The organism is Paracoccus suum, from assembly GCF_003324675.1.
Classification (GTDB): domain Bacteria; phylum Pseudomonadota; class Alphaproteobacteria; order Rhodobacterales; family Rhodobacteraceae; genus Paracoccus; species Paracoccus suum.
This window is the reverse complement of the sequence record NZ_CP030918.1, coordinates 2,396,253-2,413,430: the sequence shown is the minus strand read 5'-3', so window position 1 is coordinate 2,413,430 and position 17,178 is coordinate 2,396,253. Positions and strand designations below refer to the sequence as shown.

Annotated in this window: 22 protein-coding genes; 19 read left to right on the top strand and 3 right to left on the bottom strand. The window is 68.5% G+C overall.

Features of this window, described 5'->3' with window-relative positions; all coding sequences use genetic code 11:
* The first annotated feature begins 146 nt into the window (after nucleotides 1–146).
* The 16 genes from DRW48_RS11800 (at nucleotide 147) to DRW48_RS11725 (ending at nucleotide 13,107) form a co-directional block, all read left to right on the top strand.
* On the top strand, nucleotides 147–740 hold the full coding sequence (locus DRW48_RS11800; protein WP_114076609.1) for a hypothetical protein: 594 nt from the start codon (nucleotides 147–149) through the stop codon (nucleotides 738–740).
* Between the two features lie 22 nt (nucleotides 741–762).
* The gene (locus DRW48_RS11795; protein WP_199286094.1) at nucleotides 763–1,116 is read left to right on the top strand and encodes a hypothetical protein; all 354 of its coding nucleotides are present in this window, start codon (nucleotides 763–765) and stop codon (nucleotides 1,114–1,116) included.
* Nucleotides 1,116–1,649 (top strand): hypothetical protein, encoded by a 534-nt coding sequence (locus tag DRW48_RS11790; RefSeq protein WP_199286093.1) that lies wholly within the window; start codon nucleotides 1,116–1,118, stop codon nucleotides 1,647–1,649. The genes DRW48_RS11795 and DRW48_RS11790 overlap by 1 nt, the downstream gene beginning before the upstream one ends.
* Complete coding sequence (locus DRW48_RS11785; RefSeq protein WP_114076608.1) at nucleotides 1,646–1,825, top strand: AAA family ATPase; 180 nt, start codon at nucleotides 1,646–1,648, stop codon at nucleotides 1,823–1,825. The genes DRW48_RS11790 and DRW48_RS11785 overlap by 4 nt, the downstream gene beginning before the upstream one ends.
* Nucleotides 1,822–2,697: an ATP-binding protein gene (locus DRW48_RS11780; RefSeq protein ID WP_114076607.1), complete on the top strand. Its 876-nt coding sequence runs from the start codon at nucleotides 1,822–1,824 to the stop codon at nucleotides 2,695–2,697. The genes DRW48_RS11785 and DRW48_RS11780 overlap by 4 nt, the downstream gene beginning before the upstream one ends.
* A 17-nt stretch (nucleotides 2,698–2,714) precedes the next feature.
* The gene (locus DRW48_RS11775; protein ID WP_114076606.1) at nucleotides 2,715–3,344 is read left to right on the top strand and encodes a hypothetical protein; all 630 of its coding nucleotides are present in this window, start codon (nucleotides 2,715–2,717) and stop codon (nucleotides 3,342–3,344) included.
* Between the two features lie 14 nt (nucleotides 3,345–3,358).
* Entirely contained in the window at nucleotides 3,359–5,044 is a 1,686-nt protein-coding gene (locus DRW48_RS11770; protein ID WP_114076605.1) for a DEAD/DEAH box helicase, read from the top strand.
* Nucleotides 5,045–5,268: 224 nt separating this feature from the next.
* Complete coding sequence (locus tag DRW48_RS11765) at nucleotides 5,269–5,469, top strand: DUF6511 domain-containing protein (protein ID WP_036706727.1); 201 nt, start codon at nucleotides 5,269–5,271, stop codon at nucleotides 5,467–5,469.
* The gene (locus DRW48_RS11760) at nucleotides 5,469–6,236 is read left to right on the top strand and encodes a hypothetical protein (RefSeq protein WP_114076604.1); all 768 of its coding nucleotides are present in this window, start codon (nucleotides 5,469–5,471) and stop codon (nucleotides 6,234–6,236) included. Before DRW48_RS11765 ends, DRW48_RS11760 begins: the two co-directional genes overlap by 1 nt.
* Nucleotides 6,233–8,599, top strand: a complete 2,367-nt coding sequence (locus DRW48_RS11755; protein ID WP_114077526.1) for an AAA family ATPase — start codon at nucleotides 6,233–6,235, stop codon at nucleotides 8,597–8,599. Before DRW48_RS11760 ends, DRW48_RS11755 begins: the two co-directional genes overlap by 4 nt.
* 400 nt (nucleotides 8,600–8,999) lie before the next feature.
* Nucleotides 9,000–9,536, top strand: a complete 537-nt coding sequence (locus DRW48_RS11750; protein ID WP_199286092.1) for a crossover junction endodeoxyribonuclease RuvC — start codon at nucleotides 9,000–9,002, stop codon at nucleotides 9,534–9,536.
* Nucleotides 9,533–9,736, top strand: a complete 204-nt coding sequence (locus tag DRW48_RS11745; protein ID WP_114076603.1) for a hypothetical protein — start codon at nucleotides 9,533–9,535, stop codon at nucleotides 9,734–9,736. The genes DRW48_RS11750 and DRW48_RS11745 overlap by 4 nt, the downstream gene beginning before the upstream one ends.
* Nucleotides 9,729–10,175 (top strand): DUF6362 family protein, encoded by a 447-nt coding sequence (locus tag DRW48_RS11740; RefSeq protein ID WP_114076602.1) that lies wholly within the window; start codon nucleotides 9,729–9,731, stop codon nucleotides 10,173–10,175. The genes DRW48_RS11745 and DRW48_RS11740 overlap by 8 nt, the downstream gene beginning before the upstream one ends.
* 417 nt (nucleotides 10,176–10,592) lie before the next feature.
* Nucleotides 10,593–11,912, top strand: coding sequence for a site-specific DNA-methyltransferase (locus DRW48_RS11735; protein WP_114076601.1), 1,320 nt, complete (start codon nucleotides 10,593–10,595; stop codon nucleotides 11,910–11,912).
* Entirely contained in the window at nucleotides 11,912–12,901 is a 990-nt protein-coding gene (locus tag DRW48_RS11730) for a DNA cytosine methyltransferase (RefSeq protein WP_114076600.1), read from the top strand. Before DRW48_RS11735 ends, DRW48_RS11730 begins: the two co-directional genes overlap by 1 nt.
* On the top strand, nucleotides 12,898–13,107 hold the full coding sequence (locus DRW48_RS11725; RefSeq protein ID WP_114076599.1) for a DUF7220 family protein: 210 nt from the start codon (nucleotides 12,898–12,900) through the stop codon (nucleotides 13,105–13,107). The genes DRW48_RS11730 and DRW48_RS11725 overlap by 4 nt, the downstream gene beginning before the upstream one ends.
* A gap of 9 nt (nucleotides 13,108–13,116) precedes the next feature.
* Here DRW48_RS11725 and DRW48_RS11720 read toward each other — a convergent pair whose 3' ends face one another.
* The 3 genes from DRW48_RS11720 to DRW48_RS11710 all read right to left on the bottom strand — a co-directional run bounded on the left by DRW48_RS11720 (nucleotide 13,117) and on the right by DRW48_RS11710 (nucleotide 14,317).
* A complete protein-coding gene (locus DRW48_RS11720) occupies nucleotides 13,117–13,317 on the bottom strand; it encodes a hypothetical protein (protein ID WP_114076598.1) in 201 nt (66 codons plus the stop codon).
* Nucleotides 13,317–13,907, bottom strand: a complete 591-nt coding sequence (locus DRW48_RS11715) for a DUF3489 domain-containing protein (RefSeq protein ID WP_114076597.1) — start codon at nucleotides 13,905–13,907, stop codon at nucleotides 13,317–13,319. Before DRW48_RS11715 ends, DRW48_RS11720 begins: the two co-directional genes overlap by 1 nt.
* 137 nt (nucleotides 13,908–14,044) lie before the next feature.
* On the bottom strand, nucleotides 14,045–14,317 hold the full coding sequence (locus tag DRW48_RS11710) for a hypothetical protein (protein ID WP_114076596.1): 273 nt from the start codon (nucleotides 14,315–14,317) through the stop codon (nucleotides 14,045–14,047).
* A 111-nt stretch (nucleotides 14,318–14,428) separates the two neighbouring features.
* On the opposite strand from DRW48_RS11710, the gene DRW48_RS11705 reads away from it, so the two are divergent.
* From DRW48_RS11705 to DRW48_RS11695, 3 genes are read left to right on the top strand one after another with little or no spacing between them, the layout of a single operon-like run.
* On the top strand, nucleotides 14,429–15,013 hold the full coding sequence (locus tag DRW48_RS11705; protein WP_114076595.1) for a hypothetical protein: 585 nt from the start codon (nucleotides 14,429–14,431) through the stop codon (nucleotides 15,011–15,013).
* Nucleotides 14,961–16,955 (top strand): phage terminase large subunit family protein, encoded by a 1,995-nt coding sequence (locus DRW48_RS11700; protein ID WP_199286091.1) that lies wholly within the window; start codon nucleotides 14,961–14,963, stop codon nucleotides 16,953–16,955. Before DRW48_RS11705 ends, DRW48_RS11700 begins: the two co-directional genes overlap by 53 nt.
* A 3-nt stretch (nucleotides 16,956–16,958) precedes the next feature.
* Complete coding sequence (locus tag DRW48_RS11695) at nucleotides 16,959–17,174, top strand: phage head-tail joining protein (RefSeq protein ID WP_114076593.1); 216 nt, start codon at nucleotides 16,959–16,961, stop codon at nucleotides 17,172–17,174.
* Nucleotides 17,175–17,178: the final 4 nt, after the last annotated feature.

The window sequence follows — 17,178 nt, the reverse complement described above, 5'->3', positions numbered from 1 at the left end:
CTTTGATGGAGACCTGCACGAGAAACTGACGCTCAGGTCTGGACGCCCCACCAACCCCCCACCTTATTCCCACCCCGTTCCCACCTGCGCGCCGACAGCATCCGGCACCTTGGGCTCATCAGAAACGATGACCGAGGCGCACAGCGATGCAGATCGAACTTTCCCCCGACGACATTGAAACCATCATCCGCGAGGCGGATGCGGCGGCACAACGGCTGCGGCGCAAGCTGTGCCTGCCGGTCTGCGAGCGCGAGGATCTGGGCCAAGACCTCCTGATCGATCTCCTGCGCCGCTCGCCGGCCTACGACCCCTCGCGCGGCGGGATCGGCGCTTTCGCCAACATCGTCCTGCGCAACCAGTCCTCGCGGATCGCGATGCGCCATCACCGCCGGCGCCGTGCGCAGGGCGGGACGATGCTCTCGCTTGAGGTGCCGCTGGCCGGAACCCGCGAGCCGGTCGGCAATACCCTGACCGCGGAGGACGGGCTTGCCGCCTGGCATGGCCAGACCTGCTCCGCGACGGCCGTCACTGAACTTCACCACGCCCTGCAGGTCGCCCTCGCGCGGCTCCCGGTTGAGGATCGCCGGTTCTGCGCAGCGCTGGCGCATCGCCCCGTCACCGCGCTGGCGGCTGAGGGTTTCGGCAGCCGGTCCGCGCTCTACCGCCGCCTCGCCGATCTCCGCCTCGTCCTCACCGCCCACGGTCTCGGTCCCGCCTGGGACGATCTCGCGACGGCCTGAGTAGAGGCGAAAGGAGGAGATCATGTTCATGGGCACCACCCCCTTCATCACGGTCCGCGCGCGCCGACCGCTCACCGAGACCGAGTTCTGCGCCTGGGTGGCGCAGGCCGTGCCGGGCGACCGGCTGGAATACCATCGCGGCTTTCTGGCCCTCGACATCTTCCCGATGTTCGCCCGGCTGCCGGACCAGCAGCGCGCGGAACTGGCCCGGCTCGGGTCGCGCGCCTTCTGGGCCGCCGAACAGGGCCTCGTGCACCTGGTGCAGGAGCGCTCGGGCCCAGACCAGTTCGCCTACATCGCCATCGCCCGGCCCAAGCCGAAGGCCGCAGCCGTCTCGCTCTCCGCGCTTCTGCTCGCCGAGCAGGAGGTCGCCTGATGGTCGCCTTCCAGTCCTTCCTTCCCGATCATGGAGACCCCTACATGCCGTTCCCTGCGAACACCCCCACCGTCGACGACCTGCCGGGCCTCGGCCTGCAGGACATCGCCCAGCTGCCCGTCGAACTGCTGGCCATCCTGCAGCACGAGGTCGACGCGCGCATGGGGCGGATCAAGGCTGCGAAGGCTCGCCTCGATGGCGCCCTGACGGCCCGCTACGCCACTCGCGCGGCCGAAATCCGGCAGGCTGCGGGCAAGGACACCGGCACGATCCGCTTCGACGATGGCGACTTCACCATCGTTGCCGACCTGCCGAAGCGGGTGGATTGGGATCAGGACCGCCTCGCGGCCATGGTCGAGCGCATCCGCGCCGCCGGGGACGATCCGGCCCAGTATGTCGACGTCGGCTTCAAGGTGCCCGAGCGCAAATACGCTGCCTGGCCGGATGCAATCCGGGCCGGTTTCGAGCCCGCGCGCACCGTCCGGCCCGGCACGCTGAAGATCGAGATCGTCCCGCAGGAGGGCGATCAGTGAGCCTTCCCATCATCAGCCCCGACCAGCGGCACGCGGAGCCCCGCGGCGTCAGGCTCTGCATCTGCGGCAAGTCGGGCGTCGGAAAGACCTCGCTGCTCCGGACGCTGAAGGCGCCCACGATGCTGTTCATGGATCTCGAGGCGGGCGATTTCGTCCCGCAGGGGGGCGATCGATGAGCATCCCCATCATCAGCGCCGACCAGCGGCTGGCCGAGCCCCGCGGCGTCAAGGGCTGCATCTTCGGCAAGTCGGGCATCGGGAAAACATCGCTGCTCTGGACGCTGAACGCCTCGACGACCCTCTTCATGGATCTTGAAGCGGGCGATCTCGCCATCGAGGGCTGGGCGGGTGACAGCATCCGGCCGCGGACCTGGACGGAATGCCGGGATTTCGCAGTGTTCATCGGCGGCCCCAACCCGGCGCTGCGCGACGACCAGCCCTACAGCCCGGCGCATTACAGGGCAGTCTGCGACCGCTTCGGCGATCCGGCGGCGCTGGACCGCTACGACACGATCTTCGTGGACTCGATCACCGTGGCGGGGCGGCTGTGCTTCGGCTGGTGCAAGGGCCAGCCCGAGGCGCTGTCGGAGAAGACCGGCAAGCCCGACATCCGTGGCGCTTACGGGCTGCATGGCCGCGAGATGATCGGCTGGCTCACGCATCTGCAGCACACGCGGGCCAAGAACGTCTGGTTCGTCGGAATCCTCGACGAGAAGCTCGACGACTTCAATCGCAAGGTGTTCCAGCCGCAGATCGACGGCTCGAAGACTGGGCTCGAACTGCCGGGGATCGTCGACGAGGTGATCACCATGGCGGAGCTGAAGGCCGACGGGGGCGATCCTTATCGCGCCTTCGTCTGCCAGACGATCAATCCCTGGGGCTTCCCGGCCAAGGACCGTTCCGGCCGTCTGGATCAGGTCGAGGAGCCACATCTCGGCCGCCTGATGACCAAGATCCGCGCTCCCGTCGCGCCTGCGCCCAAGCGCCTGACCTACACCCCGCCACCCGCCGATCCGGCGGCTGACGCCCAATCCCAACCGCAATCCTGATCAAAAGGAGGTTCCCCGTGGGTTCCTGGAACGATTTCAACGACGCGCAGAGCAACACCAACCTGATCCCCAAGGGCACGCTGGCCAAGGTGCGGCTGACCATTCGCCCGGGCGGCTTCGACGATCCGTCGCAGGGCTGGACGGGCGGCTATGCCACGCGCGGCTCGACCGGCGCGGTCTATCTCAACGGCGAGTTCACGGTGACCGAAGGCCAGTACGCCCGGCGCAAGATCTTCACCCTGATCGGGCTCTACAGCCCCAAGGGGCCGGACTGGGCCAACATGGGCCGCAGCCTCGTGCGCGGCATGCTGAACTCGGCCCGCGGGATTTCCGACAAGGACATGTCGGCCGAGGCGCAGGCGGCGCGGCGCATCGGCGGCTTCGCCGATCTCGACGGGATCGAGTTCATCGCCCGCATCGACATCGGCACCGACGCCAGCGGCGACGACAAGAACGAGATCCGCAGCGCGGTCACGCCCGACCATCGCGACTACGCGCAGGTCATGGGTGCGGCGGGTCTGCAGTTCGGCGCCGCTGCTGCGCAGGGTCAGGCATCGCAGCATGCCGCCCCCGCAGCGCCCCGGACGAACCAGCCAGCGACCAACGCCGGTGCGGGGTTCGCCGGTCGGCCGAGCTGGGCTCAGTAAGGGGGATCCCGGCCATGCGCCTGCGCCCCCGCCAGAAGACCTTCGTCGAGCGCAGCGTGGCTGCGCTCGCCTCCCGCGGCAACACGCTGGGCGTGGCACCCACCGGCGCGGGCAAGACCATCATGCTCTCGGCGGTCACCGGCGAGATGATCGGCAACGGTGCCAAGGCCTGCGTGCTGGCGCACCGCGACGAACTGACGGAGCAGAACCGCGCCAAGTTCCAGCGCGTGGTGCCGGGCGTCGCCACCTCGGTGATCGACGCCACGGAGAAGTCCTGGGGCGGCCAGGTCGCCTTTGCCATGGTGCCGACGCTGGCGCGGGCGTCGAACCTCGCCGACATGCCGCGCCTCGACCTGCTGGTTATCGACGAGGCGCACCATGCCGTCGCCGACAGCTATCGTCGCATCATCGACCGGGTGCGCGACGCCAATCCCGACGCCCGCATCTTCGGGGTCACGGCGACGCCGAACCGCGGCGACAGGAAGGGACTGCGCGAGGTCTTCGACAATGTCGCCGACCAGGTGCGGCTGGGCGAGTTGATCGCATCGGGCCACCTGGTGCCGCCGCGCACCTTCGTCATCGATGTCGGCGTGCAGGACGAGCTGCGCGCGGTCCGGAAGACCATGTCGGATTTCGACATGGCGGAGGTCGCGGGGATCATGGACCGCGCCCCCGTCACCGACGAGGTGATCCGCCACTGGAAGGAAAAGGCGGGGTCCGAAGAACGGCAGACCGTGGTGTTCTGCTCCACCGTCGCCCACGCCGAACACGTCACCGAGGCGTTCAGTGCGGCGGGCGTTTCCGCCGCGCTGATCCATGGCGATCTCGCGGCCGAGACCCGCAAGGCGATCCTCGCCAGCTATGCGGCCAGCGACATCCGCGTCGTCGTCAATGTCGCGGTGCTGACCGAGGGCTGGGACCATCCGCCCACTTCCTGCGTCGTGCTGCTGCGGCCCAGTTCCTACAAGTCCACCATGATCCAGATGGTGGGGCGCGGCCTGCGCACCGTCGATCCCGAGGAACATCCCGGCATCGTCAAGACCGACTGCGTCGTGCTGGATTTTGGCACCTCGAGCCTGATCCACGGTACGCTGGAACAGGATGTCGATCTCGACGGCAAGACCGAGACCGGAGAGGCGCCGACGAAGACCTGCCCGGCCTGCGAGGCGGAGATCCCGCTCGCCGCCAGCGAATGCCCGCTCTGCGGCGAAGCGTTCCCGCCCGAGGACGCGGGAACGGACGGGGGCACGGCGCCGCTCTCCGGCTTCATCATGACCGAGATCGACCTGCTGAAGCGGTCGAGCTTCGCGTGGGTCGACCTCTTCGGCACGGACGACGCGCTGATGGCCACGGGCTTCACCGCCTGGGGCGGCATCTTCTGGCTGGACGGGGTCTGGTACGCGATCGGCGGGGCGAAGGGCGAACGTCCGCACCTGTTGGGCGTCGGCGAAAGGACCGTCTGCCTCGCGCAGGCGGACGACTGGCTGAACACCCACGAGACCGACGAGAGCGCCTTCAAGACCCGATCCTGGCTGCGCCAGCCGCCGACCGAGAAGCAGCTGCAGTATCTGCCGCCCGAGTGCCGGCACGACTTCGGCCTGACGCGCTATCGCGCCTCGGCGCTGATCTCGTTCCAGTTCAACAAGCGCGACATCCGGCGCCTCGTCACGGCAGCCGAGCCCGAGCGGAGGGCGGCGTGAGCCATGTCGCGCAAGTGCCATCCCCGTCCGCAGAGGCTGCGGATCGACCGGGCTTTGATCGCCTCTGGCATCCGCGCCCGGCGCTCTGCGCCGTCTGCGCATCCCGGACCCGCGGCTTCGGCTGGTCCGAACCCCACCGGCCGCGCCGGCACCGCACCCGCCGCTGGTTCTGCTCGATGGGCTGCCAGGCGGCCTTCACCCGCAAAGCTAAAAGAGGATTGAGCATGGTCGATTTCACAGAAGAGGAAACACAGGCGCTGCCCGCGGTGATGCGTGCGCTCGCACCCGAGATGGAGCGGATCGGCTGGGACCGGCCGCTGGCCCAGCTGACGCAGAACGACATGCACCGGCTGATCGTGACCACCGTGGAGGCGTTCCGCGCCGAGATGGCCGAGATCGCCAGCCAATCGGAGATCCCGTTCTGATGCTGGATTTCAACCATCGGCCCTCCGTGGCCGAGCGGATCAACGCGCTGGTCGACGCGGCGCTCGTCGCCGAGCGGGAAGCCACGCCGCCGCGGGCCTATCTCGGCGCGTCCCGCCTCGGGCACTCCTGCGAACGCGCGCTGCAGTTCGAGTTTGCTGGCGCGCCCAAGGATGAGGGCTCGGACTTCGGCGGGCAGACGCTGAGGATCTTCGAGATCGGCCATCAGCTTGAGGATCTGGCGATCCGCTGGCTGCGGGCGGCGGGGCTCGACCTCTATACCCGCAAGGGCAATCGCCCCGATGGCGAGCAGTTCGGCTTTTCCGTCGCCGGTGGCCGTATCCGTGGCCATGTCGACGGGATCGTGGCCGCAGCCCCGGCCGCGCTCGGTCTGCGCACCCCCGCGCTCTGGGAATGCAAGACCATGAACGCGAAGAACTGGCGTGCCTGCGTCAAGGACGGGGTCACCGTCTCCAAGCCGGTCTATGCCGCCCAGATCGCGATCTACCAAGCCTACATGGAGCCATCGGTGCCCGGGATCTCGGCGGCGCCCGCGCTCTTCACGGCCATCAACAAGGACACGGCCGAGCTGCACCATGAGCTGGTGCCGTTCGATGCCGATCTGGCGCAGCGCATGTCCGACCGCGCGGTGCGGATCCTGCAGGCCACCGACGCGGGCGAGCTGCTGCCCCGCATCGCCACCAATCGCGACTTCTTCGAATGCCGGTTCTGCGCTCACGCCGAGCGGTGCTGGAGCCTGGCGGCATGACCAACGAGCCCACCGATCCATCCGATCCCGACCAGGAGCCAGCCATGCGCGACGACACGACGCCCGATGAGCCCAAGGAAAACATCGTTCATTTCAACCCGTGGCGCGACTTCAACGACGCCGCGCCGCAGATCGACGTTTTCGGCGACGAGCCCGACCCTGCGCAGATCGCGCAATTCATGCAGGTCGTCTTCGGATACTGCGACGGCCTGATCCCGGTCCGCAGCTTCATCGACAAGGGTCAGGGCATCGATGGCCGTCCGCACAACATCTGGATCGAGGCGGATCGGGCTGCCCCGGAGAAGATGGCCACCTTCGCGACATGGGCCTCGCGCGAGGGGGCGGCGGTCTATGTGATCCCCGGCACCGTCGCCGCGCCCGGTCAGGCCAGGGCCGCCGAGATCCTGCAGATGCAGACCGTGGTGGTCGATCTCGACACCGGTGACATCGCGGCCAGGCGCGCGCATCTGGAGCGCCACCTCGGCCCGCCCAGCATGGTGGTGGAGAGCGGCGGCGTCACGGCCGAGGGGCAGCGCAAGTGCCACGTCTGGTGGGCGCTGACGGAACCCGCCGAGGGCGACGACATAGCCCGCGTGACGCGTCTGCGCGGCGACATTGCCGCCAAGGTCGGCGGTGACATGCACTTCCGCTCGGCGCATCAGCCGATCCGGGTGGCCGGCAGCGTCTATTACAAGAACAACCTCAAGACGCAGGTGCGGATCGTCGAGCTGAACCCCGACCGCGAACGCGATCTGGCCGAGTTCATCGAGGCCGTGACCGACATGCCGCCCGCACCGGGCGTGTCCCTGCAGCCCGCCTTCACCCATCCCGACAAGCCCGCCATGGACGAGGTGCTGGTCACGCCGGTGCGCGAGGGCGGCGCGGACGACTGGTCCCGTTTCGAGGGTGCCTCGGCCGCGATCGGGCATTTCATCCGAATGGTCCACGAGGGCCGGATCACAAGGGACGAGGGCTGGGAAGGCATCTGCGGCTACAACGCCGCGATGCTGCGGCCCCAGTGGCCGGTCGAGCGGCTGAAGCGCGAATCCGAGCGGCTCTGGGAGCGGCATGTCGAGAGATACGGACCGCCGCTGATCCGGCTGGATTCCGGCGCACCGGGGCCGGTCGAGATGCCCGCCTTCACCTTGGGCGCGCTGCTGGACGACCAGAGCCCGATGCCGGAGGACATCATCGCGCCTCGCGTGCTGACGCCGGGCGGGCTTATGGTGCTGGGCGGCGCGCCCAAGGTCGGCAAGAGCGACCTGCTGATCTCCTGGCTCGTCCACATGGCCGCAGGTCAGCCCTTCCTCGGCTTCACCCCGCCACGCCCGCTGCGGATCTTCTACCTGCAGGCCGAGATCCAGTATCACTATCTGCGCGAGCGGCTGAAGCAGATCGCGCTGCCGCCCGATGTGCTGGCCGCCGCCCGCGATACATTCGTCGCCACGCCCAAACTGAAGATGCTGCTCGACAACGAGGGCAGCGTGCGGGTCGCCCGCGCGATTCAGTCGGCATTCCCGGATGCGCCGCCCGACATCCTCTGCGTCGACCCGATCCGGAACCTCTTCGACGGCGGGCCAGATGGCGGCGGCGAGAACGACAACACCGCCATGATGTTCTTCCTGAAGGAACGGGTGGAGGTGCTGCGCGACCACATCGATCCCGACTGCGGGGTCATCCTGGTCCACCACACCAAGAAGCTCAGCAAGCACCAGGTGAAGGAGGATCCGTTCCTCGCGCTTTCCGGCGCCAGCGCCCTGCGCGGGTTCTACACCTCCGGCCTGATCCTGCACCGCCCCGACGAGGACTGCTCGCAACGAAAGCTGGAGATCGAGCTGCGCAATGGTCCCGCGTTGCCCGCGAAGCTGATCGACAAGGTGAGCGGCCAATGGGTCGAGATCAATCCGATGAACGAGAGGATCGTCGGCCAGGAGACCGGCGCGAAGCACGATGCCGAACGCGACCGCAAGCGCAATGTCATCCTGTCAATCCTGCTCGAGGAGGCGAGCAATGGCAGGCTCTATACCTCGACGCAGTTCCGGGAGGCCTTCGAGAACAAGCGCGGTCTCGGCAGCCAGTTCACGATCCGTGACCGGCTGAACGTCGCCGCCACAAAGGGCTGGATCCGCTTCGTGCGCGACGGCCGCCCCTACGGCCATCCGGTCGTGCGGTCGCGCTTTGGATACCTCTGCGTCGAAGGCATGGTGTTCGGCTGCGAGGAGCAGGTCGACGCCGAGACCGGAGAGGTCTTCGCGGGCGGCAAACCGGTCGTGCCGACCCACTACAAGTCGCCCTCGAACGGTGACTGCCTCGAGGTCGAGCACCCCTCCGACTGGCCGATTCCGGAGGACGAAGATGCCTGAAATCGTGCTCGATCGCCCTTGTTCGTCCTCCGGAAAGCCCTGTTCGACCTCAGGACAAACATGTTCGTCCTCCGCCATTGTTCGTCCTCTTGTCAATGAAATCAATCGCTTGATGGCCAATGAGGTCGAATATGTTCGTCCTCTTGCGCGCCCTCTGTTCGACCTCGAAAGACTAATGATTTCAGTGTCTTACGATGAACGGAGGACGAACAATGAAGGCCCCCATACTACGTATGGGGAGGCCAACCTGCAGGTTTGGCCTCTCCTCCCATACGTCGAGGGGTTTCCGAGCGCGGGCTCTGACGCTCCCTGCCAATCCCGATCCGACGACGGCGGCCGGTACCGCCAAGCGTCAACCACCGTCGTCTTCCACCCAAGCAGCCCAACGAGGAGATCACCTATGGCTGACCTGACTCTCGCCACCTCCCGCCACGAGGCAATCTCCCATCTGCCGCTCGCCTTCCGCGGCGATCGCACGCTCCTCTCGCTTGATCTCGGCACGACCACGGGCTGGGCCCTGCACGGCGCCGACGGGATGATCACCAGCGGCACCGTGTCTTTCCGCCAGGGTCGCTTCGACGGCGGCGGCATGCGCTACCTGCGGTTCACCAACTGGCTGACCGAGCTGGACCGGCTGTCCGGTCCGATTTCCGCCATTTGGTTCGAGGAGGTTCGCCGGCATGCTGGAACGGATGCAGCCCACGTCTATGGCGGGCTCATGGCCACGCTCACCGCGTGGGCCGAGCTGCGCGGCGTTCCTTACGATGGCGTGCCGGTCGGCACCATCAAACGCCACGCCACGGGCAAGGGCAACGCGAACAAGGACGCCATGCTGGCGGCCGCCCGGGCGCGTGGCTTCAGCCCCGCCGACGACAACGAGGCTGATGCCATCGCGATCCTGCTCTGGGCGCTGGAGACCCGCGGAGGTGTGCGATGAGCGGCATGCGGTTCACGCCCAAGGGCTACGGCGGCCAGCGCCGCAACCCCGACGAGGTCAAGCGCGACGGCTGGAAGGAACAGGGGCTTCTGGCCGTGGCTGTCGACGACCACCGCCTCACCTGGCCCGAGCGCGAACTGGTCCGGCAACTCGGCGAGCGGCTCTACGGCAAACGCGAACGGGAGGCGCGCCATGGGTGAGTGGAGCACAGCACAGGTGCAGGACCGGCTGGAGCTCGCGGCGGGCGTCATGCGCCAGATGCCGGGCGTGATGCCGCAGGGCTTCTTCAACGCGTGGCCCGAGTACTTCCACAGCTTCGCCGACAAGGTCGGTCAGGAGCCGCAGATGCGTCGCCCGAGACCCAGCCCGCGTCAGATCACGCAGGCCGAGGAAGCGATGCTCTGGCTGCGCTGGCTGGAGCCCGAGGATGGGCGCCTGGTCTGGGCCCGCGCCGACGGCATGGCGTGGAAGCCGATCTGCTGGCAGTTCGGTCTGTCGCGCACGGCCGCGACCAAGCGCTGGCAGTACGGCCTTGCCGTGATCACCTGGCGGCTGAACGGTCGCGTGCCGTCGCCCCGTCGGTCGCAGCAGTTCGTCATCGAAAACGCCAATCGCCTGTCAAGAAAAATCGTCCTCTGAGGAAATTTTCGGGTGTACATCGCGGGGCCTTACACATTTCGACGAGGCCGTTAGAAAACCAATATGCTCGGGAGAGGAGCGCGCAGGCAAAGGCCGCGCCGCTGGCTTCCGGGGTCCAGCGAAGGGTCCAGCCGGGGTCCAATGGGCTAACCCATTGAGTTCTTGGTTCCTTTCTGGCGATATTCGTATGCTGGCGGGCTTGGCTCGGCATTTCGCTAGCGACAGGGCCGGATTTTTGGGAAGCCACCGGAGTCCAGCGTCCAGCAGCGACGCCTCGAAACCCTCGTGAATTCAAACATCTGACCGGCCGCCCAGGGTGGATACCCCGCGGATGCCGGAGTCCGGCCGGAAGCCGGTGGACCCCTCCGTGCCGGAGTCCACCCGGCGGATGCCGATCGACCATCGACAGGAACCTGCATGACCCTCGCCTTCGCCCCCGAGCGGATCGAGACCTGGCCGCTGTCGCGCCTCCAGCCCTACGCCAGGAACGCGAAGGCGCATGGCGCCGACCAGGTCGCGAAGATCGCCGCCAGCATGGCCGAGTTCGGCTGGACCGTGCCCTGCCTCGTGGGCGAAGACGGAGAGCTAATCGCGGGCCACGGGCGCGTGCTGGCCGCCACGCAGCTGGGGCTGACCGAAGCGCCGGTGATCGTGCTCGGTCATCTGACCGAGGCGCAGCGGCGGGCGTACCGGATCGCGGACAACAAGTTGACGGAACTCGGCACTTGGGACGAGGCGCTGCTGTCGGCGGAACTGAACGACCTGCTGGCCGAGGATTTCGACCTGTCGCTGGTCGGCTTCCCCGACAGCGAACTCGACAAGCTGCTGGCGTTTTTGCCGGAGGGGGACGGTGAAGAAGGTGGCGCCGGAGGCTCCGTGCCGCCGGTGACCATCCCCGAACCGCCGCGCAATCCGGCGTCGCGCACCGGCGACCTGTGGATCCTCGGCGATCACCGCCTGCTGTGCGGCGACAGCACCAGCGCGGCGGACGTGCGCCGCCTGATGAACGGCGAGCGGGCCGTGCTGTTCGCGACCGACCCGCCGTACCTCGTCGACTACGACGGCTCGAACCACCCGACCCGCAACAAGGACTGGTCGCACTCCTACGGCGTGACCTGGGACGACAGCAGCCAGGGGGCGGAACTCTATGACAGCTTCATCGGCGCCGCCGTGGCGGAAGCCATCACCGAGGACGCGGCTTGGTACTGCTGGCACGCCTCGCGCCGCCAGGCGATGCTGGAAGCCTGCTGGGAGAAGGCGGGCGCCTTCGTGCACCAGCAGATCATCTGGGTGAAGGACCGGGGGGTTCTCACCCGCTCGCATTACCTCTGGAAGCACGAGCCCTGCTTCATGGGTTGGCGCCGCCCGAACCGCCCGCCGAAGGTGGCCGAGCAGACGCTCCCCTCGACCTGGGAAATGCCGTCCTTCACGAAGGACGAGCGCCCCGACCACCCGACGCCGAAACCGCTCGACGCCTTCGGCATCCCGATGCGCCAGCACGTCGCCCGCGGCGGCCTCTGTTACGAGCCGTTCTCGGGCTCCGGCTCGCAGATCATGGCGGGCGAAGCGAATGGCCGCCGCGTCTTCGCGATGGAGATCAGCCCGGCTTACGTCGATGTCGCCGTCGAACGCTGGCAGGCCGACACCGGGCGCGAGGCGATCCTCGACGGCGACGGCCGGATTTTCGCCGAGGTGAAGGCCGAGCGGCTGGGCGACAAGGCCGATGCAGCCGCCTGATGGCCGTCTACTACAACGATGCCGATCCCGCGATCTGCGCCTGGCTGCGGGAACTGATCGCGGCCGGGCTTCTGCCCGCGGGCCAAGTGGACGAAAGGTCCATCCTCGAGGTGGAGCCCACCGAGCTGCGCGGCTTCGCGCAATGTCATTTCTTCGCCGGCATCGGCGGCTGGCCATATGCGCTGCGACTCGCGGGCGTAGCGGACGATCTGTCCGTCTGGACCGGTTCGCCGCCCTGCCAGCCCTTCAGTCAGGCCGGGCAGCGCAAGGGACAGGACGATGACCGCCATCTCGCCCCGGCATTCCTGCGGCTCGTCGCAGCCTGCCGCCCGGAGCTCGTCTTCGGCGAGCAGGTCGCGAGCGCGGCAGTGCTCGGACCGGTTGGCAGAAAGTCTCGCGCGGCAGTTGAGGGCCCGACTGGCTGGGCGTGGTTCGACGCTCTGGCGGCTGACCTGGAAGCGGCATCTTACGCCGTCGCGGCGGCCGATCTGCCGGCTGCGGGCATCGGCGCGCCGCACATCCGCCAACGCCTGTTCTTCGGCGCCGTCGCCTTGGACGCAGTCACTCGCGGGTTGGGCGACGGCCTCGGCGAGGGATCACAAGGACGGATCGGAATGCCGGTCGGTGCCGATCAATGCGCTGCTCGGCCGACAGGTCTGGCTGGCGGGTTGGCCGACGGCGATGGCGGGCTCGCCCGCCACGAAGCGATACAACGCGGCCGGCAACACCGATGCGAGCCGCAGGACGGTGAAGCTGGTGGACTGGTCGATGGCGCCGACCCTGCCGGGGCCAATGCGACGGACGGCGTCTGGCGAGATCCGGACTGGCTCCTCTGCCGCGATGACCGCTGGCGGCCCGTTGAGCCCGGAACATTCCCGCTGGCTGATGGGCTACCCGGTCGCATGGGGCTGCTGCGGGGCTACGGCAATGCAATCGTTCCGTCGCTCGCGGCGGAGTTCGTGACGGCGTTTCTGGAGAGCCTGCGATGAAGCAGAGCCGGATCATGTCGATGGTCGAGGCCGCGGCAAACGTTGTCGTCGGCTACGTTTTGGCCATCGCAACGCAGATCGTGGTGTTCCCGTGGTTCGGGATCGAGACTGGAATCGCGGAGCATCTGAGCATCGGCCTCGCCTTCGTCGGCGTGTCGTTGGCGCGGGGTTACCTGCTGCGACGACTGTTCGAGCGTTGGCGATAGCGCCGGGCATCACACATCGGCAGGCTCGACTGCCGTGATGTAGGCGGGGCCTGCATTCCACGAACCCTCATCAAGGTTCCAGAAGGCGTCCTCCATGTCGGCCAGCGCCACGAAGGCGACGGCTTGCGCCGCCTCCGGGGACAGTGCCTCGACGGTCACGCGGGTGCTTTCGGTGACGGCACGGGTGATCTTGACCCTGTACCGCGGCATCAGACGGCGTCCTCGATGCGGTAGCAGCGCCCTCTTCCTTCGACTTTCTCCGAGGTGACGGTCAGACCGAGCTTTTTCTTTAGCGCGCCGGCAAGCGCACCCCTCACCGTGTGCGGTCTCCAGTCCAAGGCCGCGACCATCTCGTCGATGGTCGCGCCGCCCTCGGTGCGGAGCATCTCGATCAGCTTCGCCTGCTTGGTGCCCGTGCGCGGTGTGCGCGCCTTGGGCGCGGGGCCGGCCGCGGCGGGAGCGTCCTGAGGGGTCTCCGCGCTCGGCGCCTCTTCGGCGCCCGTGGGCGCGCTGTCGCCGCTCTCCGGCTCGACGCCGATGGCGGCAAGGCCCGCGTCCGTGATGTGCAGGAGGATGGCGTTGCCGTCCTCGTCGTTGCGCCAGATTCGGTTGAGCGCGGCGTCGGCCTTGGCCCGGCTGTCGGACGTGGTCTCGGCGATCAGCCCGCGCTTCAGCAGCGCGCCGACCACCTTGGCGGCGGCGCCGCCGCGGAGGGAGCCGGGGAGCGGCAGGACGTTGCGGTCCTCGCGCTGCGCGGCGGCGCTGAGGATCACGAGCTGGGTGTCGGAAAGCTTGGTCATGGGGTCGTCTCCGTATTCGGGCCCGCGTGATGCGGCGCCTTCTACGACCCGTTCGCCCGACTTACGCGGCCCCACTGGGGCCACGGTTCGGGCTCACCGCGCAGGGCGCGCGGCGGGAGTTCCTGCAGTGCCGGAGATCAGCGGGCGTGCTCGCCCTCGCCGAAGGCGCTGTCGGTAATGCGCTTCAGGAGGCTGGCGTAGTGTTCGAGGGTGCCGACCATGGCCCAGCCCGCCTCGTCGGGGGCGCAGTTGAAATGGTCGTCGCTGAGCGCCTGCAGGCGCGCGAGCATCGCGTCGATCTCGGCTTTCTTGCCGATGAAGGCGGCCAATGCCGCCTCCTTGTTCCGGCGCGCCTTCTCGGCGCGGGCCTCAAAGCGCGGGGTGGTGATCGGGTTCAGGCGGGTGGTCATCGTGGTGGCTCCGGGTGAGTTGCATCGTCCTTGTGGGATGGACGTTCGCTCTGTCCGCGAGGCTTATCAACTCGATAAGCACATGATCCTAAATGATAATCGGAGCCGTCGATGCAGGGCATGAGCGAGCGCCAGTACGCCGCGCATGTCGGGCTGTCGCGGGGCGCGATCCAGAAGGCGAAGACGGCCGAGCGGCTGGTGCTCTATCCCGACGGCAGCATCAACGCGGCGGCCAGCGATGCTAGACGGGCCGAGACAACGGACCCGTCGAAGACGAGAAAGCCGCCCGCGCCGAAGCTGAAGCCCGTCCCCGAGGCTGCCGTAGCCGCCGTCGGCGACACGCTGCGCGAACAGGGGCTGGCTGTTCCGGCGGTGGGCGGCGGCACAACCTTCCTGCAGGCCAAGACCGCGAACGAGGTGCTGAAGGCGCAGGAGCGGCGCATCCGGCTGCAGAAGCTGAAGGGGGAACTGGTCGACCGCGCCCGGGCGGAGACGCTGATGTTCCGGCTCGCGCGCGACGAACGCGATGCGTGGGTGACCTGGCCGGCGCGCGTCGCGGCGCTGATGGCCTCGGAGCTCACCGCGGCGCTGGGGGACGCGTGCGAGGTGGAGGCGGCGCTGATGCAGAAGGTTCTGGAGGCCCATGTCCGCGCCCAGCTCGACAGCCTCGCGGAGATCCGACCCGGGCTTGGATGACGATGTTTTCGGGTTCGACGGCGCCGCTGCGCTGATCCGCGCCTGGTCGCGGGGCCTGCGGCCCGACCCGAACCTGACCGTCTCGAGCTGGGCGGACCTTCACCGGAAACTCGCGTCGCGGGCCTCGGCCGAGCCGGGGCAGTACCGGACCGCGCGCACGCCCTACATGCGCGAGATCATGGACCGGCTCTCGCCCGGCGACCCGACACAGCGGATCGTGTTCATGAAGGCCGCGCAGGTCGGCGCGACCGAGGCCGGCAACAACTGGATCGGCTTCGTCATCCACCAGGCGCCGGGCCCGATGCTGGCGGTCCAGCCGACGGTGGAACTGGCCAAGCGCAACTCGCGCCAGCGGATCGACCCGCTGATCGACGAGAGCCCCGAGCTGCGGGAGCGGGTCAAGCCGGCCCGGTCCCGCGACGCGGGCAACACGATGCTGTCGAAAGAGTTCGCGGGCGGCATCCTGATCATGACGGGCGCGAACTCGGCGGTCGGACTGCGGTCCACTCCGGCGCGGTACATCTTCCTCGACGAGGTCGACGCCTATCCGGCCTCGGCCGACGAAGAAGGCGATCCGGTCACGCTGGCGGAAGCCCGGTCTCTGACCTTCGCCCATCGGCGCAAGGTGTTCCTGGTCTCGACCCCGACGATCCGCGGGCTCTCCCGGATCGAGCGGGAGTTCGAGGCTTCCGACCAGCGGCGGTACTTCGTGCCGTGCCCGCATTGCGACGCGATGCAGTGGCTGAAGTTCGAGCGGCTGCGCTGGGAGAAGTGGCGGCCGGATACGGCGGAATATCACTGCGAGGGCTGCGAGCGGCCCATCGCCGAGCACCACAAGACGAGGATGCTCGATCGCGGCGAATGGCGGGCGACCGCCACGACCGCCGATCCAACCACGGTCGGCTACCACCTCTCGGCGCTCTATTCGCCGGTAGGCTGGCTCAGCTGGCAGCGGATCGCGCGGGCGCATGAGGCGGCACGGGGCAGCGACGAGGCGATGCGGGCGTTCCGGAACACCATCCTCGGCGAGACCTGGATGGAGACCGGCGAAGCGCCCGACTGGCAGCGCCTGGCGGACCGGCGCGAGGCATGGGCCCCGGCCACGGTGCCCGAGCGCGGGCTGTTCCTGACCGCGGGCGCCGACGTGCAGAAGGACCGGATCGAGGTCGATGTCTGGGCCTGGGGCCGCGGGCTGGAAAGCTGGCTCGTCGATCATCTCGTGCTCGAGGGCGGGCCCGGCGATCCGGCCTGCTGGCAGCAGCTGACCGACCTGCTCGGCCGGACATGGACGCACGCCTCAGGCCAGACGATGACGCTCGCCCGGCTCGCGATCGACACGGGCTACGAGACCAGCGCGGTCTATGCCTGGTCCCGGCAGGTGGGCTTTGCGCAGGTTGCGCCGGTGAAGGGCGTCGAGGGGTTCACCCGGACGAGCCCGGTGACCGGGCCGACCTATGTCGATGCCACCATCGCCGGCAAGCGGCTGCGGCGCGGGGCCCGGCTCTGGACCGTGGCCACATCGACCTTCAAGGCCGAGACCTATCGCTTTCTGCGGCAGGACCGGCCGACGAGGGAAGAACAGGCGGCGGGCGCGTTGTGCCCGCCCGGCACGATCCACCTGCCGGACTGGGCGGACGGCGAATGGCTGAAGCAGTTGACCGCCGAGCAGCTGGTGACGGTGAAGGGCAAGCGTGGTTTCACGCGGCTCGAATGGCAGAAGCTCCGCGAGCGCAACGAGGCGCTGGACACCCGGGTCTATGCCCGCGCGGCCGCGTGGATCCTCGGGGCGGATCGCTGGCCCGAGGCGCGGTGGGCTGATCTGGAAGCGCAGCTCGGGGTGGCGAAGCAGGACGGGCCAACGGACGGCGCGGCGATGGCGCCGTCCGTCCCGACACGACCGATGCAGCGCCGGCGCACGGTGCGCTCGAGCTACATGAGGTGATCCATGGCCACGGCCGCAGAGCTCCGCGCCCGCCGCGACGCGCTCACCGCGCAGCGGTCCTCGGGCGTGGCGCGGGTCAGCTATGACGGCAAGACCGTGGACTATCGCAGCGTGGCCGAGATCGACCGGGCCATCGAGGCGCTGGACCGCGAGATCGCCGCGGCTGAGGGGCGGCGGATCGTCCGGCAGGTGCGCGTGACGACGGCGAAGGGGCTCTGAGGCG

What these genes read in the sequence shown, in the direction of transcription:
- DRW48_RS11760 (WP_114076604.1), top strand. Translation starts at nt 5,469, where the DNA reads ATGCTGGATTTCAACCATCGGCCCTCCGTGGCCGAGCGGATCAACGCG.
- DRW48_RS11745 (WP_114076603.1), top strand. Translation starts at nt 9,533, where the DNA reads ATGAGCGGCATGCGGTTCACGCCCAAGGGCTACGGCGGCCAGCGCCGC.
- DRW48_RS11740 (WP_114076602.1), top strand. Translation starts at nt 9,729, where the DNA reads ATGGGTGAGTGGAGCACAGCACAGGTGCAGGACCGGCTGGAGCTCGCG.
- DRW48_RS11780 (WP_114076607.1), top strand. Translation starts at nt 1,822, where the DNA reads ATGAGCATCCCCATCATCAGCGCCGACCAGCGGCTGGCCGAGCCCCGC.
- DRW48_RS11750 (WP_199286092.1), top strand. Translation starts at nt 9,000, where the DNA reads ATGGCTGACCTGACTCTCGCCACCTCCCGCCACGAGGCAATCTCCCAT.
- DRW48_RS11720 (WP_114076598.1), bottom strand. Translation starts at nt 13,317, where the DNA reads ATGCCGCGGTACAGGGTCAAGATCACCCGTGCCGTCACCGAAAGCACC.
- DRW48_RS11705 (WP_114076595.1), top strand. Translation starts at nt 14,429, where the DNA reads ATGCAGGGCATGAGCGAGCGCCAGTACGCCGCGCATGTCGGGCTGTCG.
- DRW48_RS11800 (WP_114076609.1), top strand. Translation starts at nt 147, where the DNA reads ATGCAGATCGAACTTTCCCCCGACGACATTGAAACCATCATCCGCGAG.
- DRW48_RS11695 (WP_114076593.1), top strand. Translation starts at nt 16,959, where the DNA reads ATGGCCACGGCCGCAGAGCTCCGCGCCCGCCGCGACGCGCTCACCGCG.
- DRW48_RS11725 (WP_114076599.1), top strand. Translation starts at nt 12,898, where the DNA reads ATGAAGCAGAGCCGGATCATGTCGATGGTCGAGGCCGCGGCAAACGTT.
- DRW48_RS11735 (WP_114076601.1), top strand. Translation starts at nt 10,593, where the DNA reads ATGACCCTCGCCTTCGCCCCCGAGCGGATCGAGACCTGGCCGCTGTCG.
- DRW48_RS11715 (WP_114076597.1), bottom strand. Translation starts at nt 13,907, where the DNA reads ATGACCAAGCTTTCCGACACCCAGCTCGTGATCCTCAGCGCCGCCGCG.
- DRW48_RS11710 (WP_114076596.1), bottom strand. Translation starts at nt 14,317, where the DNA reads ATGACCACCCGCCTGAACCCGATCACCACCCCGCGCTTTGAGGCCCGC.
- DRW48_RS11790 (WP_199286093.1), top strand. Translation starts at nt 1,116, where the DNA reads ATGGTCGCCTTCCAGTCCTTCCTTCCCGATCATGGAGACCCCTACATG.
- DRW48_RS11755 (WP_114077526.1), top strand. Translation starts at nt 6,233, where the DNA reads ATGACCAACGAGCCCACCGATCCATCCGATCCCGACCAGGAGCCAGCC.
- DRW48_RS11730 (WP_114076600.1), top strand. Translation starts at nt 11,912, where the DNA reads ATGGCCGTCTACTACAACGATGCCGATCCCGCGATCTGCGCCTGGCTG.
- DRW48_RS11765 (WP_036706727.1), top strand. Translation starts at nt 5,269, where the DNA reads ATGGTCGATTTCACAGAAGAGGAAACACAGGCGCTGCCCGCGGTGATG.
- DRW48_RS11770 (WP_114076605.1), top strand. Translation starts at nt 3,359, where the DNA reads ATGCGCCTGCGCCCCCGCCAGAAGACCTTCGTCGAGCGCAGCGTGGCT.
- DRW48_RS11700 (WP_199286091.1), top strand. Translation starts at nt 14,961, where the DNA reads ATGTCCGCGCCCAGCTCGACAGCCTCGCGGAGATCCGACCCGGGCTTG.
- DRW48_RS11795 (WP_199286094.1), top strand. Translation starts at nt 763, where the DNA reads ATGTTCATGGGCACCACCCCCTTCATCACGGTCCGCGCGCGCCGACCG.